Below are 16,403 nucleotides of genomic sequence, written 5' to 3' on the forward strand. Positions count from 1 at the left end.
GGGGGCCTCAACCGATCAGCTGCGGGATGCTGGTGTACAGGCCAATGAAGTACTCCATGAACTTCTGCACCAGCCAGGGCCCGACGACGATCAGCGTCACCAGCATCACCAGCAGGCGCGGCAGGAAGCTCAGGGTCTGTTCGTTGATCTGCGTGGCGGCCTGGAACATCGCCACCACCAGGCCGACCAACAGGCTTGGCACCACCAACACCGCGACCATCAGGGTGGTCAGCCAGAGGGCATCGCGAAACAGGTCTACGGCCACTTCAGGTGTCATGCAAGGCTCTCCTTGGCGGCGTCACACGCCACCGAAACTGCCGGCCAGGGTACCCATGATCAGCGCCCAGCCATCGACCAGCACGAACAGCATGATCTTGAACGGCAGCGAGATGATCAGCGGCGACAGCATCATCATGCCCATGGCCATCAGCACACTGGCCACCACCATGTCGATAATCAGGAACGGGATGAAGATCATGAAGCCGATCTGGAATGCGGTCTTGAGCTCCGAAGTGACGAACGCCGGCACCAGGATGGTCAGCGGCGCCTGCTCGGGGCTGGCGATGTCGGTGCGCTTGGACAGGCGCACGAACAGGTCCAGGTCGCTCTGCCGGGTCTGCGCCAGCATGAAGTCCTTCAACGGCCCCTGGGCCTTGTCGATCGCCTGCTGGGCGGTCAGCTGTTCGTTCAGGTAGGGCTGCAGGGCATCCTGGTTCACCCGGTCGAACACCGGCGCCATGATGAACAGCGTCAGGAACAACGCCATGCCGGTGAGCACCTGGTTCGAAGGCGTCTGCTGCAGGCCCAGGGCCTGGCGCAGGATGGAGAAGACGATGATGATGCGGGTGAAGCTGGTCATCAGGATGACGAACGCCGGGATGAAGCTCAGCGCCGTCATGATCAGCAGGATCTGCAGGCTGACCGAATATTCCTGCTGCCCGTCCGGCCCGCTGGACAGGGTGATGGCCGGCACCGACAACGGGTCGGCGGCCACCGCCAACGGCGCAGCCAGCAGCAGCGCGAGCGGCAACAAGGTGCTCAACAGGATGCGCAGAGCGCCACTCATCACGTCTTGTCCTTCTGGTCCTTGCCCATCAGCTCGAGCAACCGCTGGGCGAACTCCGGCGTGGCCGGGCGGGCACCGGCGGGCACCTCCACGGGTTCTGCCAGCACATGCAACGCCTCGATGCTGCCGGGGGTATGGCCGATGAGGATCTGCTCCTTGCCCACCTGCACCAACAGCAGGCGGTCACGCGGGCCGATGGCGCGGCTGCCGACGATCTCGATGACCTGGGTGCCACGGGGCGCTGCGCCCTGCATGCGGCGCAGCAGCCAGGCGAGGAAGAAGATCAGGCCGACCACCAGCAACAGGCCGAAGACCATCTGCGCTAGCTGCCCTCCCAGGCTGCCAGGGCTGGCCGGCGCCGGCGCGCCCGTCTGGGCCGCCGCGATCACCGCCTCGCTGGCCAGCAACGTACCGAGGGCCGTCAGGCCCCGCATCGCGCCCTTCACTCAGCGCAGCTTCTTGATGCGTTCGCTGGGGCTGATCACGTCGGTCAGGCGGATGCCGAACTTCTCGTTGACCACCACCACTTCGCCATGGGCGATCAGGGTGCCGTTGACCAATACGTCCAGCGGCTCGCCGGCCAGGCGGTCGAGCTCGATCACCGACCCCTGGTTGAGCTGCAGCAGGTTGCGGATGCTGATCTCGGTGCTGCCCACTTCCATGGAGATGTTCACCGGGATATCCAGGATCACGTCCAGGTTCGGCCCTTCGAGGCTGACGTTGTCGCTGGGCCGCGGGGAGCTGGCGAACTCTTCCATGGGCAGGCGACCCGCGCCCGGCTTGCCGCTGTCGGCCGCCAGCAGCGCGTCGATGTCGGCTTGGCCGGCGTTGCCGGTTTCCTGCAGGGCAGCCGCCCACTCATCGGCCAGGGCCTGTTCCTCCGGGGAGGTGATCTCGTTTTCGTTAGCCATGATGTCCTCGACAGGCATTCAATTCGGAAATAGCGACCGGCACGCCGTCAGCGGCGTTCGATCGGGTCGATGATCTGCAGCGACAAGGTGCCCTTGTGCGAGCCCAGGCGCGCCTTGAACGACGGCACGCCGTTGGCCCGCAGCACCAGGTGCTCGGGCAGCTCGACCGGGATCACATCGCCCGGCTGCATGTGCAGGATGTCGCGCAGCTTCAGCTGGCGACGGGCCACGGTGGCCGACAGCGGCACGCTGACGTCCAGCACGTCCTCGCGCAGGGCCTTGACCCAGCGTTCGTCCTGGTCGTCCAGGTCGGACTGGAAGCCCGCATCGAGCATCTCGCGCACCGGTTCGATCATCGAGTACGGCATGGTCACGTGCAGGTCCCCGCCACCGCCGTCCAGCTCGATGTGGAACGTCGACACCACCACCGCCTCGCTGGGGCCGACGATGTTGGCCATGGCCGGGTTGACCTCGGAGTTCATGTACTCGAAGTTGACCGGCATGATCGCCTGCCAGGCTTCCTTGAGGTCGACGAAGCACTGGTCCAGGACCATGCGCACCACCCGCAACTCGGTCGGGGTGAACTCACGCCCCTCGATCTTGGCGTGCCGCCCGTCGCCGCCGAAGAAATTGTCCACCAGCTTGAACACCAGCTTGGCGTCGAGGATGAACAGCGCGGTACCACGCAGCGGCTTGATCTTGACCAGGTTCAGACTGGTCGGGACATACAGCGAATGCACGTATTCGCCGAACTTCATCACCTGCACGCCACCGACCGCCACGTCGGCGGAACGACGCAACAGGTTGAACATGCTGATGCGAGTGTAGCGGGCGAAGCGCTCGTTGATCATTTCCAGGGTCGGCATGCGTCCGCGGACGATCCGGTCCTGGCTGGTCAGGTCATAGCTCTTGACGCCGCCGGGTTCGCTGGCGCTTTCGGTTTGTACCAGCCCATCGTCGACGCCATGCAAGAGGGCGTCGATTTCATCCTGGGACAGCAGGTCCTGCACGGCCATCTGGGGCTCCTACTGCAATACGAAATTGGTGAACAGCAGCTGGTCGATGACCGGCTTGCCGACTTCCTTCTGCGCCACTTCCTGGACCACCGCGGTAGCCTTCTGGCGCAGCATCTCCTGGCCCACCGAACTGGCAGCCAGGGTGTCGAAGCCTTGACCGGAGAACATCATCACCAGGTTGTTGCGAATGACCGGCATGTGCACTTTGAGCGCATCCAGGTCGGCCTGGTTGCGACCTTGCAGAGTGATGCTCACCTGCATGTAGCGCTGGCGCCCGTTCTGGTTGAAGTTGACCACGAAGGCCGGGGCCAGGGGTTCGTAGATCGCCGCGGGCTTGGCGTTGGCCTGGGCAGGGTCGGCCGCCGGGGCCGACTCGCTCTTGTGCATGACGAACCAGGTGGCGCCCACGGAGAGACCGACCGCCAGGAGCAGGGCCAACACCAACAACAGGATCAGCTTGAGTTTGCCTTTTGTGGCGGGGTCTTTGACTGCTTCGCTTTTCGCCATGCCAATAATCCGTCGTCCATCGGGGTTTCAGGGAGGATGACGGGGGTTGAGCAAGTGTTATGCCAGATTTGATACGGCGCTTGTCCGGCAGATGGCAGATCCGGCCCCATCGCCGGCAAGCCGGCTCCCACAGGTACGGTGGCGCCTCCGAAAACAGCGCTGGACAGGTGGGAGCCGGCTTGCCGGCGATGAGGCCGGTCAGAGCCGGAAAGGAATGTCAGGCGTAGTAGTCCACCGCACTGTCGCCGATGACCACCTGCGGCTCGATCGGCCGTGACGCCTCGGCCACTTCACCCTCCTCGCCGCCCCCGGCCATGGCACGCCGCGCCGCGACGCCCGAGAGGTTCGAACCGTCCTGCTGCCCCGCCTGTTGCTGCTGCCCACGGGACTGGTCGGCGACATTCACGTCCGGCTGCGCCAGGCCTTGCTGGGCGAACAGTTCGCGCAGGCGATGCACCTGGCTGTCCAGCGCGTCGCGCACGCCGGCATGGCCGCTGATGAAGGTGACCTGGGTGGATTGGTCCGTCGCCACATTGACGCGGATGTCCAGGCGGCCGAGCTCGGCGGGCTCGAGCTGGATATCGGCGGATTTCAGGTTCTGGCTGGACAGGTACATCACCCGGTTCACCAGCCCTTCGGCCCAAGCGTTCTGGTGCATCGGCAACGGCTGGTGCAGCGGGCTGGTCGGTACGGCGTTGGCGGTTTTCGGTGTGGCGGCCTGGGTCAGGCTGGCCAACCGGTCGGCGAAGTCATCGACGCGGGTGTCGCTGCCGGCTCCCTTGATGTCCTTCAGGCCATCTTCGAGCAGTTCGCCGAACGCCTTGTCGCCCGGCTGCGACTGGCCACGCTCGGCGTCCACCGGGTCGACCAGGTTCGCCAAGGTATTGACGGCGGCCTGGCCGTCCTCGGCCTGGGCGGCATTGTCTGGGGAGGCGGCATGGGTGGACGTCGTACCCTTGGCCTGGGCGCTGTGCTCCAAGGCCAGGCGCAAGGTCGGCAGGTTGGCCAACGGGTCGGCCTCGGGATCGAACGGCTCAGCGCTTGCCTCTTCTTCGGGCAAAGGCTCGGCAGGTGACTGGACGGCCGCCTGCAACACAGGCGCCACCGCTTCGGCCTGGGCCTGGATCAACTGCGCACCGGGTTGCGCGTCGGTGACCTGGCCGGCCACTAGGTTGGCATCAAGAGGGCTGCTATCGCCAGCGCCTTGCGTCTGTTCGGAAGCTGGCAAGGTATTGCCGGCTTCGGCAACCGGTTGCGCTTCCTTCGGCTGCTCCTTGCCGCCGGCGGCGTCGTCGCGCGCGTCCTTCGGCTTGGCCTGGGCCGCCTTGTCATCGCCCCCTTGGCGCGCCATCACCTGGCCGAAGCCATCCCCCGCCTGATTGCCCGCCGATTGCGGCTTGTCGGCCGTCGCGACACTGCCGCGTGACGGCTTGGCCAGGGCATTGGCTTGCAACAGTGGGTTGGGTGCGACAGGCATTGAAAGGTCTCCGCGCCGGAAATCGTGAAAATCGTCCAGGCAAAGACAGGCAAGACTCGCGCCAGGTTTGCTCAGCCGGCGGAAATACGTTGTTGCTCACTGCGATAGAAGCGTTGCACCTCCAGGTATTCCTGGTCGATGCGGTTGATCAGGTCCTCGATTCCATACAAAGGTCGCTGCCGCACCCGCTCCTCGAGCTGGCGGCACAACTCGGCGAGCCCGACCGCCCCCATGTTGCTGCTGCTACCTTTGAAGCTGTGCGCGGCCTGGCCCAGCTCCTCGGTGCTCTTGGCACCATGCAGCTGGTTCAGGCGTCGCTCGGAGTCTACGAGGAAGGTTTCCAGCAATTGCAGGTAACCATCCTCCATGACCTCTTGAAGATCCGCGAGGACCTTCTGGTCGATATGCATGTCAGTCACTTGTTCACTCCCTTGATCAAGCTCGATCGTACCTGCCTGGGCAGGGCCCGCGCCGAACACCTACCAGCAGAATACCACTCGTGCGCAACGACCGCCTTCCAGCCATTCGGCGCCCTGGCAGAGGCTGCGGACCAATTGTACGCCCCGCCCGCTCAACCCATGTTCCGCTGGGTGGCGGGACAACACCCGTGTCACGTCGAAACCTGCGCCACTGTCGCGTACTGCTACTGTCAGACGGCCGCCTGCAGGCAAGGGTTCAACTTCCAGGTCGATGCGTACGAAGCCGTCCAGCGCTTGCCCCAGGCGCAGGTTGCGCTGGCGGTAGTACTCGGCGAACCCCTGGGCATCGTGCTTGAGCCGTGAATCCAGGCCCAGCACCCCATGTTCGAGTGCATTGGTATACAGCTCGCTGAGGACGGTATGCAAGAGCCCACTGCTTGGCCGCAGGCCGTGGATTTCCTGCAACAGTTGTACTAGGTATGGCACGGGATTGAAACGTTTCAAGCTCTCGGCCTGCAGCTCGAAATGCAGCGACCAGTTCAAAGGGCTGCCATGGCCATTGTCAGCGTAGCCCGTCGGCACCGGCACCTGCCGTTGCGGCTCGATCATGGCGATGTCGCACAGGCTGATATCGTCTCGCCGGCGCCCACCGAAACGTTCCAGGGCGCGCATGACATCGTCGAGCAAGCACGCAGGATCATGACTTCCTGCCAGAACCGCCTGCAAGCCCGATACACCGAACAACCGGTCCTGATCGTCACAGGTGTCGACCACGCCGTCAGACAGCAACAACAGCCGCTCGCCGACTGCCAACGGCAACACCTCGGTACTGTCGTCGAACCGCTCCGGCGCCAGGATCCCCAGCGGCAGGTGGCGGGATACCAGGGAGGCCATCACCTCACCGGTGGCCGACAGGTGATAGGCGTCCGGCATGCCACCGCTCCACACCTCCACCCTGCCGCGCTCGAAGCTCAGGTTGAGCATCACTGCGCAACAGAACATGTCCACTGGCAGGATGCTCTTGAGCTTGGCGTTCATCTCGCGCAGCGTGTGCGCCACACCATAGCCCTTGGCGCTCATGCCATAGAACACTTCAGCCAGCGGCATCGCGCCGATCGCCGCAGGAAGGCCATGGCCGGTGAAATCGCCGAGCAGCACCTGCATATCACCGCAAGGGGTATAGGCAGCCAGCAGCAGGTCGCCGTTGAACAAGGCGTAGGGCGATTGTCGGTAACGAATGTTGGGCGCACGCAGGCAACCGGAGTGCGCCACCTTGTCGAACACAGCCTTGGCTACGCGCTGTTCGTTGAGCAGGTGATGGTGATGCCGGGTGATCTGGTCGCGTTGCTCCAGTACCGTGGCATGCAGGCGACGCAAGCGGTCCATGGCGCGGATCTTGGCGCCCAGGATCACGGCGCTGTAGGGCTTGGCCATGAAATCATCGCCGCCGGCCTCCAGGCAGCGCACCAGGGCGTCTTCTTCGTTCAACGAGGTCAGGAAGATGATCGGCACGAAGGCCTCGCCGGCCAGCGCCTTTATCCGCCGCGCCGCTTCGAAGCCGTCCATGACCGGCATCAGCGCGTCGAGCAACACCAGGTGGGGGCGCTGTTCGGCGAACATCGCCACGGCCTGCTCGCCGTTCTGCGCGGTGAAGACTTCATGCCCCTGACGCCGGACGATCTGCGCCAGCAGTAGCCGGTCCGCCGCGCCATCCTCGGCAATCAGCACGCTCAGCGCCCGTTCGGCCGGCATGATGGGCTCAGCTGATATCGAACAGTTTTTCGAAGTTGGAGATGGCGAGGATCTTGCGCACGTCAGGGCTGGTGTTGATCACGCTGATGCAGGCATCTTCGCCGCCTTCGTGGTCACGCAACAACAGCAGCATGCCCAGGGCGGAGCTATCGAGGTAGGTGGCATCCTTGAGGTCGACGACCACCGAGTCCGGACGCACAGGCTGGCGTTCGTAGGCATTGCGAAATTCTTGGTGCCTGCCGAAATCGAAACGGCCCTTGACCTTGATCGTCAGTTTTTTCTCGTCCTTTGAAAAATCGGACTCCACAGCCATGCCAGCGATTCCTTCGATGAAGATGGCGAATACGATCCTAGAAGGTTTAGCAGCCCGGCCCGGAGCCTGCAAGTTGGGTTTGCGGGGGCCTTGCAGACCCCATCGCGGGACAAGCCCGCTCCCACAGGTTGTACTGTCCGCAAAAAGTTGGGTGCCTTCATCCAGGCTCGGCGCTTCACCTTGCCTGTGGGGCTTGTCCCGCGATTGGGCCGAAACGCGTTACAGATGCCGCTCGCGCGGCAGGCGCTGGGACAATTCATCCAGCAACTTCTGCTCGCGCTTGTCCTCGGCACGCCGGGCCTCGTCCTGGTAGCGCTGCACCAGCTTGCGCAGCCCCTCTACGCGGGCGTGAGCCTGCTGCCAAGTGTCTCGGGCATTGTTGAGGTTGTTCTGGTGCCAGGTCAGGCTCTGGCGCTGCTGGGTCATGGCGGTCTCCAGCTGCCCCAGGAAGCGCTGGTAGTTGACCAGCCAGTTGCCGTTCACCCCTTGCCCACCACGGTCGATCCACTGCAGCTGGTAGTCCTCGCGAAAACGCTCGAGCTCGGTCAGCTTGGCCTGGGCCAGGGCCACCTGCTGCTGGAAATGCCCCAGGCGCTGGGCGGCCTTGCGCTCGGCCTCCTCGGCCATGTCCACCACCGGCGCCAGGCGCGCGGCTCGACTGGGCAGCCCCATGACCTATCAGCCTCCCACCGGCGCTGCGAAGATTCCGTGAAGCTGCTCGCGACTCTGTGTCATGCCGACATTCTCCTGCAACCCCTGGCGCAGGAAGCCCACCAAGCGCGACTGCAAGGCGATGGCCTGGTCGGTTTCCGGGTCGCCGCCAGCGACATAGGCACCCACGCTGATCAGGTCGCGGCTTTGCGACAGGCGCGACCACAGCTGCTTGAACTTCTGCGCCTCGCGCAGGTGCTCGGCATCGACCACCTGGGGCATGACCCGGCTGATCGACGCTTCGATATCGATGGCCGGATAATGCCCCTCCTCCGCCAGCCGCCGGGACAGCACGAAATGGCCATCGAGCACGCCCCGCGCCGAGTCGGCGATGGGGTCCTGCTGGTCGTCACCTTCGGACAACACGGTATAGAACGCGGTGATCGAACCACCGCCGGGCTCACCGTTGCCGGCCCGCTCCACCAGCTTGGGCAGCTTGGCGAACACCGACGGCGGGTAGCCACGGGTCGCCGGCGGCTCGCCGATGGCCAGAGCGATTTCCCGCTGGGCCTGGGCGAAACGGGTCAGCGAGTCCATCAGCAGCAGCACGTTCTTGCCCTTGTCGCGGAAATACTCGGCGATACGTGTGCAGTACATGGCCGCACGCAAGCGCATCAAGGGCGCATCATCGGCAGGCGATGCCACCACCACCGAGCGCTTGAGCCCTTCTTCGCCGAGGATATGCTCGATGAATTCCTTCACCTCGCGGCCCCGTTCGCCGATCAGCCCGACCACGATGATCTCGGCCTCGGTGAAGCGGGTCATCATGCCCAGCAAGACCGATTTACCTACGCCGGTGCCGGCGAACAGGCCCAAGCGCTGCCCCCGGCCAACCGTGAGCAGGCCGTTGATGCTGCGAATGCCCACGTCCAGCGGCTGGCTGATCGGGTCACGGTTGAGCGGGTTGATGATCGGGCCGTCCATCGGCACCCAGTCCTCGGCCTTCATCCCACCCTTGCCATCCAGGGCACGACCGGCACCGTCGAGCACACGCCCGAGCATGCTCATGCCCATGGGCAGGCGGCCGCCCTCGTCCAGCGGCACCACCCGGGCCCCAGGGGCGATGCCGGCGACGCTGCCGACCGGCATGAGGAAGATCTTCGAACCGGCAAAGCCCATCACCTCGGCCTCGACCTGGACCGGGTGGTGGCTGTCGTCGTTGATCACCAGGCAACGCCCGCCCACGGCAGTGCGCAGGCCCTCGGCCTCCAGGGTCAGGCCGACCATGCGCAGCAGGCGGCCCTCCACGATCGGCTGGTCCGGCAGCTTCACCGCCCCGGCGTAGCTGCCAAGGCGCTTGGCGAAGCTGGTGCGCTCAAGACGCATCGCCGTGCTCCAGGTCCACCGAGAGGTCCGGCGCCGCCGGGTGCAGGCCTTGCTCGTGCAACTGGTCGAACAATTGCGCCAGGGCTTTCTCGGTACGCGTCTCCATGGTCGCGTCGATACGGCTGTGCAGCGTTTCGATGCGGCAGCCCCCTGGCAGCAGGGCCTCGTCCTCGAGCAGCTTCCAACGCTCCTCGTGGCGCTCGCGCAGGGCCTTGATTTGCTCGAAGTCCTGGGGGTTGAGGTGGATACGGATGTTATCGGCGCCCATCGGCAACAGCTTCAGCGCCTCGCGCAGCACGTGGGTGATCTGGCTCGAGTCGCTGTGTAGCTCGCGACCGATCACCTGGCGCACCATGTGCGCCACCAGGTGCACCAGACCTTTTTCGATCTCTTCGTCCTGCTCGGCGATTGGCTCGAGCAGGTGGCCCATCAAGCGCTCCAGGCTACCCAGCTTGGCTGCCAGGGCCGCTTCGGCCTCCTGCCGAACCTTCAGCTGGGTGCTGTGAAAGCCCTCGCGCTCGCCGGTGGCGAAGCCTTCGTTGTAGGCCTCCTGGCGAATGGCCTCGAGCTCCTCGAGGGTCAGCGGCTGGACGTCTTCCAGCGGCACTTCCTCGACTTCCTCCTCGACGACCTCCGGCTCAGGTTCAGGCTCCGGCTCAGGTTCCGGCTCCGGGTCGAAGCTGGGCAGCGGCCAGACGTCGACACCCTCGAGGTCGCGGGCGCGGATCAGGTCGCTGGGGTGGGATTCTTTGGTGGGCATGTTCTTCAGGTACTCATCAACGAGCAACGCCATTTGGTGTAGGAACGGCCTTGTGCCGCGAAAGGGGTGCGACGCAGCCCCGGCAATCTATGCAAAAACGCTGAAATCCAGGGGCTGCTTCGCAGCCCTTTCGCGGCACAAGGCCGTTCCTACAGGAGCTGGCGCAGATTGGATCAGATCATTTCCTCGGCGCCCTTGCCGCCGAGCACGATTTCGCCCGCCTCGGCCATGCGCCGTGCGATGGTGAGGATTTCCTTCTGCGCCGCCTCGACATCGCTGACCCGCACCGGGCCTTTGGCCTCCAGGTCGTCGCGCAGCAGCTCCGAGGCCCGCTTGGACATGTTGCGGAATATCTTGTCCTTGACCTTCTCGTCGGCCCCCTTGAGCGAAACCACCAGCACATCGGAGGACACCTCGCGCAACAGCGCCTGGATACCACGGTCGTCCACGTCGGCCAGGTTGTTGAAGACGAACATCAAGTCTTCGATCTGCTCGGACAGGTCGCCGTCGATCTCGCGGATCGAGTCCATCAGCTGGCCTTCCACCGAACTGTCCAGGAAGTTCATGATGTCGGCTGCACGCTTGATGCCGCCCAAGGTGGTACGCGCGGCGTTGGAGTTGCCGGAGAACTGCTTCTCGAGGATCTGGTTGAGCTCCTTGAGCGCCGCCGGCTGCACAGTGTTGAGCGACGACACGCGCAGGATGATGTCCAGGCGCACCTTGTGGTCGAAGTTGCTCAGCACCTCCCCGGCCTGGTCGGGGTCCAGGTAGGCGACCACGATCGCCTGGATCTGCGGGTGCTCGTAGCGGATGACATCGGCCACGGCACGCGGCTCCATCCACTTGAGGCTGTCCAGGCCGCTGGTGTTGCCGCCGAGCAGGATGCGGTCGATCAGGCCATTGGCCTTGTCTTCGCCCAAGGCCTGGTTGAGCATCTTGCGGATATAGCCGTCCGAGCCCACGCCCAGGCTGGTCTGGTCGCCAACGATCTCGACGAACTCGCTCATCACCTGCTCGACCTGCTCGCGGTGCACGTTGCCCATCTGCGCCATGGCCACGCCGACCCGCTGCACTTCCTTGGGCCCCATATGGCGCAGCACCTGGGCGGCGTCGGTCTCGCCCAGGGACAGCAGGAGGATCGCCGCCTTGTCGACGCGGCTCAGCTTGGCGGTAACGGCTCGGTTGTCACTCATCGGCGTTGATCCACTCTTTCACGACCTGGGCTACGCGGCCCGGGTCTTCGGCCACCAGGCCTTTGATTGCGTTGAGCTGTGCTTCGTAGCCCTCGCTGGGGCTAGGCAACAGAATGCTTTGCGGGCCACCGAGGGTGACGCGGTCGTTGGCCAGTTCGCCATCCAGACCGATCATCCCGCCCAGCTCCATGTCGCTGTCGGTAGCGGCGGCCTGCTTGCCACCGCCGGTGATGTTGTTGAGCACCGGGCGCAGCACGCCGAACACCAGCACCAGGATGAACACCACGCCCAGCACTTGCTTGACGATGTCCCAGAACCACGGCTGCGAATAGAACGGAATGTCGGCCAGCTCCACGCCACGGTCGGCGGAGAACGGCACGTTGACCACGGTCACGCTGTCGCCGCGGCTGGCATCGAAGCCCACCGCGTCCTGTACCAGGCGGGTGAAGCGTGCCAGGTCTTCGGCGCCCCAGGGCGCACGGGTGGTCTCGCCGGTGGCGGCATCGACCTTGACCTGGTCGTCCACCACCACCGCCACCGACAGGCGGGTCAGGCGACCCTGCTGCTGGCGGGTATGGCTGATGGAGCGGTCCAGCTCGAAGTTCTTGGTGGTCTGCTGACGCTTGTCGGCCGGGTACGGCGCGAGCATCGGCTGGCCGGTGGCCGGGTCCATGATCTGCTGGCCGTTGGCATCGACCAGCGGTTGCCCGGGCTGGATCGCGCCTGCGGGCGGTGCAGCGGCCGTGGCGTTTTCAGGGGCTGCGGCTCCGGCCGGCGGCTGGTTGCTCAAGGCACCCGGTACGCCTTGCGGCGGCTGGCTGCTGGTGCGCTGCTCGTTCACCGACTGTTCGCTGCGCAGGGCCGGCTGGTCAGGGTTGAACTGCTCGGAGGTGGACTCCACCGCGCTGAAGTCGACGTCGGCGGACACCTCGGCCTTGTAGCGGTCGTTGCCCAGCACCGGCTGCAGGATGTTGTGCACGCGCTGGGTCAGCAGGCCTTCCATGCGGCGGCTGTAGTCGAACTGCTTGCCGGCCATGGTCAGGGCGTTGTCCTGCAATTGGTCGGACAGCAGGTTGCCCTTCTGGTCGACCACGGTGACCTGGGACTTGTCCAGCTCCGGCACGCTGGTGGCGACCAGGTTGACGATGGCCATCACCTGCCCGGCTTCCAGGGCTCGGCCCGGGTACAACTCGACCAGTACCGATGCACTGGGCTTGCGCTCGTCGCGTACGAACACCGAGCTCTTGGGGATCGCCAGGTGTACCCGGGCGGCCTTGACGTTGTTCAGGCTGGAGACGGTACGCGCCAGTTCGCCTTCCAGCCCCCGACGGTAACGGGTGGCCTCCATGAACTGGCTGGTGCCAAGGCCCTGCTCCTTGTCGAGGATCTCGAAGCCGATGTTGCCATCGCTGGGCGCTACGCCTGCAGCCGCGAGCTTCATGCGTGCGCGGGACAGGTCGTCGGCCTTGACCAGCAAGGCGCCGGAGTTGGGCTCCACGCGGTAGCCGATGTCGGCCGAGGCCAGGGTGTCCATGACCTGCTTGGCATCCATGCCTGCCAGGCTGCCGTACAGCGGCCGGTAGTCCGGCTGCTGCGACCAGAGCACCACGGCAAAGCCGATCGCCACGCTGGCGGCCAACCCGACCAACAGGCCGACCTGACGCAGCATGGGCATCTGCGAGATGTTTTCCAGGAACGCCATGCCGAACAGCGGCGGCTTGGCCGCTGGCGGACCGCTCTTGGCGGGGGCGTTATCGACGACTGCTTCGGCCATGACCTACCCTGCCCTCAAACCGGCATCTGCATGATGTCCTGGTACGCCTGGACCAGTTTGTTACGCACCTGGGTCAGGGCCTGGAACGATACGGAGGCTTTCTGCGAAGCGATCATCACGTCGGTCAGGTCGACACCGCTCTTGCCGATCTCGAAGGCGTTGGCCAGCTGGGTGGAGGCCTGTTGGGTCTCGTGCACCTTGCCGATGGCCTGGCCGAGCATGTCGGCGAAGCTGCTCTGGCCCGGGGCCAGCTCAGGCGCAGCCGCGACCTTGGGCTGGGACATGGCTTCGGCCTGCATGGCCCGCATGTCCAGCATCAGACGATTGAATTCAACACCTTGGGTCATGGATCTCTTCTCTCCGGCGGCCGCATTTTTTTGACGCTCATGCAGCGAATGGGCTGGAACTAGCAACAAGAGTGCCAGCCCTGCACGCAGCCCATGAAAGACTCGTCAGCCGTACAGGCTGGCCTCGACGTCGAACCCGGCATCACGCATTTGCGCCAGCTTGTAGCGCAGGGTACGCGGGCTGATTCCCAGCCGTTCGGCGGCTTCCTTGCGTCGGCCTCGCTCGGCGCGCAGGGTGTCGATGATCATCTGGAATTCGTGGCGACGCATGTCGTCGCCCAGCCCGCCCGGCTCGGCAGGCGCCTCGTTCACGGCCTGCTTGGCAGCGGGCAGGGGGATGACCCCCGCCAGACAGAAATCCGCCGCCTCGATCAACCCGCCCTGCTGCAGGATCAAGGCCCGCTGCAAGGCGTTGTCCAGCTCGCGCACGTTGCCCGGCCAGGCATACCCCTGCAGGCACGCGCGCGCCTCGGCCGACAAGCGCACCGGGGCATGTTTCATCTTCGCCACATGGCGTGCCAGCAGGCGTTCGGCCAACGGCAGGATATCGGCGCTGCGCTCGCGCAACGGTCGCCAGGCCAGCGGGAAGACTGACAAGCGATAGTAGAGGTCTTCACGGAAGCGCCCGGCAGCCACCTCGCCTTCGAGGTCGCGGTTGGTGGTGGCCAGCACGCGGATATCCAGGGCGATCGGTTTGCGCCCACCCACCCGCTCGACCTCCCGCTCCTGCAGTACACGCAGGAGCTTGGCCTGCAGGCCAAGGGGCATTTCGGAAATCTCGTCGAGCAGCAAGGTACCGCCGTCGGCCTGCTCGAACTTGCCCGCCTGGGCGGCGATGGCACCGGTGAAGGCGCCCTTCTCGTGGCCGAACAGGGTCGCCTCGAGCATGTTGTCGGGGATCGCCGCGCAGTTGATCGCCACGAAGGGTTGCGCCGCACGGGTCGATTGCTGATGGATGTAACGCGCCAGGACTTCCTTGCCGGTGCCGGACTCGCCGGAGATCAGCACGGTGGAATCGCTGCGTGCCACCCGCGCCGCTAGCTCCAGCAACTGCCGGCTGGCCGGCTCGCAGGCCACCGGACCCTCTTCGCCCGCACCGCCCACGCGGCCGGCGGCGTGGCGCTCCACCAGGCTGATCAAGGCCTTGGGCTCGAACGGTTTGACCAGGTAGTCGACGGCACCTTGACGCATCGCCTCGACGGCCCGCTCCACGGCCGCATGGGCCGTCATCAGCAGCACCGGCAACTGCGGATGCAGGCAGCGCAGTTGCGCCAGCAACTGGTGCCCGTCCATGCCCGGCATGTTCACGTCGCTGACCACCAGGCTGAATGCCTCGCCGGCAACGGCCTCGAGTGCCTCTTCGCCACTGCCCACGGCACGGTAGGCGAAACCGCCGATTTCCAGGGTATCGCCCAGCGCCTGGCGCAGGACGCGGTCGTCCTCCACCAGCAGGACCTTCACCGTCATTACACGACCTCCCGTGGCCGACCATCGATCAACGGCAACACTACTTGCACGCAAGTGCCGCGCCCGACCTTGGAGCGAATGCCCAGGTTGCCCTGGTGCGCACGCACCACAGCCTTGACCACTGCCAGGCCCAAGCCAGTGCCGGTGGTCTTTGTGGTGAGGAAGGGTTCACCCAGGCGAGCCAGCAGGTCAGCATCGATGCCGCAGCCGGCATCGCTGACGCACAGGAGCAAGGCCTGCTCGCGGCGATACAGGTGGACCTTGAGGCGCGCCGGGCCCTGGCTGGCCTGTAGCGCATTCTCGATCAGGTTGAGCAAGGCACCGACCAAGGTGTCGCGGTTGCACAACAATTCACCCAGGTGGCTGTCGCACTGCCAGCGTACTGCATGCCCCTGGACATGGGGTTGGGCGGCCTGCTGCAAAGCCTGGAACAACGCCTTGGGGCTGATACGATCGCCCAGCGGCAACTCGCCACGGGCAAACACCAGCATGTCACGGACCTGGTGCTCCAGCTCGTGCAAGCGTTCCTTGAGGTTGCCGGCAAAACGCTGGCGGGTTTCCCGCGGCAGGTCTTTCTCTTCATCAGCCAAGTGGCTGGCATAGAGCATTGCCGCCGACAATGGCGTGCGAATCTGATGGGCCAGGGAAGCGACCATGCGCCCCAAGGACGACAAACGCTCGTGACGTGCCAATTGGTCCTGCAGGCGACGGGTTTCAGTCAGGTCGTTGAGCAGCACCAGCTGCCCGGGCTCGGCGTCCAAGGAACGGGTGGCGATGGACAGGCGTCGACCGTCGCGCAGGGAGACTTCGTGGCCGTCGTCCTTACGCGGCGCGAAGCTGCGCGCGATTACCTGGCGCCACAGCTGGCCCACCAGGGGCTCGCCCAGCAGTTCGCAGGCGGCGGGGTTGGCCTCGCGCACATAGCCCTGGGCATCGATCACGATCACCCCGCCGGGCAGTAGGTCGAGCAGGTTCTGCAGCCGGTTGGCCAGGCGCTCCTTCTCGTCCAGCTCGGCCATGCGCTGGGCACTGACCACTGCCAGCTCGCCCTTGAGTTCGCTGACCCGCGCTTCGAGCAGGCTGTAGGACTCGTTGAGCTGGCTGGACACCTGGCTGAACAGGGCGAACGCCTGCTCCAAGCCCTGGCGGCTGGCCTGCTCGACCGGGCTGCGCCCGTGCGATTCGGAGGTTCGGGAGATGTGGGCGGCCTGGGGCATCGTGCTCTCTCGCGTGGCTGACCGTCATAAAACCGGTATGTTGCCAGCGGTGTAGCAATAGGCGTGCCGGGTATGCATCTCCCGGGACGCTCTGCTCTGCCCCTATCGCCGGCAAGCCGGCTCCCACAAGGTTCGGCGTGTTCGGCC

18 protein-coding genes are annotated in these 16,403 nt (G+C 65.2%); all 18 read right to left on the bottom strand.

Going from position 1 to position 16,403, the window contains the following annotated elements; all coding sequences use genetic code 11:
* Positions 1-7: 7 nt before the first annotated feature.
* Complete coding sequence (gene fliQ / locus ACNFCI_RS08590; protein ID WP_224456386.1) at positions 8-277, bottom strand: flagellar biosynthesis protein FliQ; 270 nt, start codon at positions 275-277, stop codon at positions 8-10.
* Between the two features lie 21 nt (positions 278-298).
* Positions 299-1,066, bottom strand: coding sequence for a flagellar type III secretion system pore protein FliP (gene fliP / locus ACNFCI_RS08595; protein ID WP_084858224.1), 768 nt, complete (start codon positions 1,064-1,066; stop codon positions 299-301).
* On the bottom strand, positions 1,066-1,500 hold the full coding sequence (fliO, locus tag ACNFCI_RS08600; RefSeq protein ID WP_368830014.1) for a flagellar biosynthetic protein FliO: 435 nt from the start codon (positions 1,498-1,500) through the stop codon (positions 1,066-1,068). The genes fliP and fliO overlap by 1 nt, the downstream gene beginning before the upstream one ends.
* A gap of 12 nt (positions 1,501-1,512) precedes the next feature.
* Complete coding sequence (fliN, locus tag ACNFCI_RS08605; RefSeq protein ID WP_084858327.1) at positions 1,513-1,977, bottom strand: flagellar motor switch protein FliN; 465 nt, start codon at positions 1,975-1,977, stop codon at positions 1,513-1,515.
* Between the two features lie 47 nt (positions 1,978-2,024).
* Entirely contained in the window at positions 2,025-2,993 is a 969-nt protein-coding gene (gene fliM, locus ACNFCI_RS08610; protein WP_084858225.1) for a flagellar motor switch protein FliM, read from the bottom strand.
* 9 nt (positions 2,994-3,002) lie between these two features.
* Positions 3,003-3,500: a flagellar basal body-associated protein FliL gene (gene fliL / locus ACNFCI_RS08615; RefSeq protein ID WP_084858226.1), complete on the bottom strand. Its 498-nt coding sequence runs from the start codon at positions 3,498-3,500 to the stop codon at positions 3,003-3,005.
* Positions 3,501-3,717: 217 nt separating this feature from the next.
* A complete protein-coding gene (locus ACNFCI_RS08620; RefSeq protein ID WP_368830015.1) occupies positions 3,718-4,977 on the bottom strand; it encodes a flagellar hook-length control protein FliK in 1,260 nt (419 codons plus the stop codon).
* Positions 4,978-5,048: 71 nt separating this feature from the next.
* Complete coding sequence (locus ACNFCI_RS08625) at positions 5,049-5,396, bottom strand: Hpt domain-containing protein (protein ID WP_368830016.1); 348 nt, start codon at positions 5,394-5,396, stop codon at positions 5,049-5,051.
* A gap of 60 nt (positions 5,397-5,456) precedes the next feature.
* Positions 5,457-7,148: a SpoIIE family protein phosphatase gene (locus tag ACNFCI_RS08630; protein WP_368830017.1), complete on the bottom strand. Its 1,692-nt coding sequence runs from the start codon at positions 7,146-7,148 to the stop codon at positions 5,457-5,459.
* 7 nt (positions 7,149-7,155) lie between these two features.
* Complete coding sequence (locus ACNFCI_RS08635; RefSeq protein ID WP_084858229.1) at positions 7,156-7,461, bottom strand: STAS domain-containing protein; 306 nt, start codon at positions 7,459-7,461, stop codon at positions 7,156-7,158.
* 219 nt (positions 7,462-7,680) lie between these two features.
* Positions 7,681-8,133, bottom strand: coding sequence for a flagellar export protein FliJ (fliJ, locus tag ACNFCI_RS08640; RefSeq protein WP_084858230.1), 453 nt, complete (start codon positions 8,131-8,133; stop codon positions 7,681-7,683).
* Between the two features lie 6 nt (positions 8,134-8,139).
* Positions 8,140-9,498 (bottom strand): flagellar protein export ATPase FliI, encoded by a 1,359-nt coding sequence (gene fliI, locus ACNFCI_RS08645; RefSeq protein WP_084858231.1) that lies wholly within the window; start codon positions 9,496-9,498, stop codon positions 8,140-8,142.
* Positions 9,488-10,258: a flagellar assembly protein FliH gene (gene fliH, locus ACNFCI_RS08650; protein ID WP_368830018.1), complete on the bottom strand. Its 771-nt coding sequence runs from the start codon at positions 10,256-10,258 to the stop codon at positions 9,488-9,490. Before fliH ends, fliI begins: the two co-directional genes overlap by 11 nt.
* A gap of 173 nt (positions 10,259-10,431) precedes the next feature.
* Positions 10,432-11,451 carry a flagellar motor switch protein FliG gene (fliG, locus tag ACNFCI_RS08655; protein ID WP_084858232.1) on the bottom strand — a complete coding sequence of 340 codons (1,020 nt, stop codon included), beginning with the start codon at positions 11,449-11,451 and terminating at the stop codon, positions 10,432-10,434.
* Positions 11,444-13,225 carry a flagellar basal-body MS-ring/collar protein FliF gene (gene fliF, locus ACNFCI_RS08660; RefSeq protein WP_368830019.1) on the bottom strand — a complete coding sequence of 594 codons (1,782 nt, stop codon included), beginning with the start codon at positions 13,223-13,225 and terminating at the stop codon, positions 11,444-11,446. The genes fliG and fliF overlap by 8 nt, the downstream gene beginning before the upstream one ends.
* A gap of 14 nt (positions 13,226-13,239) precedes the next feature.
* Positions 13,240-13,572 carry a flagellar hook-basal body complex protein FliE gene (gene fliE, locus ACNFCI_RS08665; protein ID WP_084858234.1) on the bottom strand — a complete coding sequence of 111 codons (333 nt, stop codon included), beginning with the start codon at positions 13,570-13,572 and terminating at the stop codon, positions 13,240-13,242.
* Between the two features lie 105 nt (positions 13,573-13,677).
* Positions 13,678-15,039, bottom strand: a complete 1,362-nt coding sequence (locus tag ACNFCI_RS08670; RefSeq protein WP_368830020.1) for a sigma-54-dependent transcriptional regulator — start codon at positions 15,037-15,039, stop codon at positions 13,678-13,680.
* Positions 15,039-16,256: a sensor histidine kinase gene (locus tag ACNFCI_RS08675; RefSeq protein WP_084858236.1), complete on the bottom strand. Its 1,218-nt coding sequence runs from the start codon at positions 16,254-16,256 to the stop codon at positions 15,039-15,041. The genes ACNFCI_RS08670 and ACNFCI_RS08675 overlap by 1 nt, the downstream gene beginning before the upstream one ends.
* Positions 16,257-16,403: the final 147 nt, after the last annotated feature.

It is taken from the genome of Pseudomonas sp. NY15356 (genome assembly GCF_048068175.1).
Lineage (GTDB): Bacteria > Pseudomonadota > Gammaproteobacteria > Pseudomonadales > Pseudomonadaceae > Aquipseudomonas > Aquipseudomonas putida_K.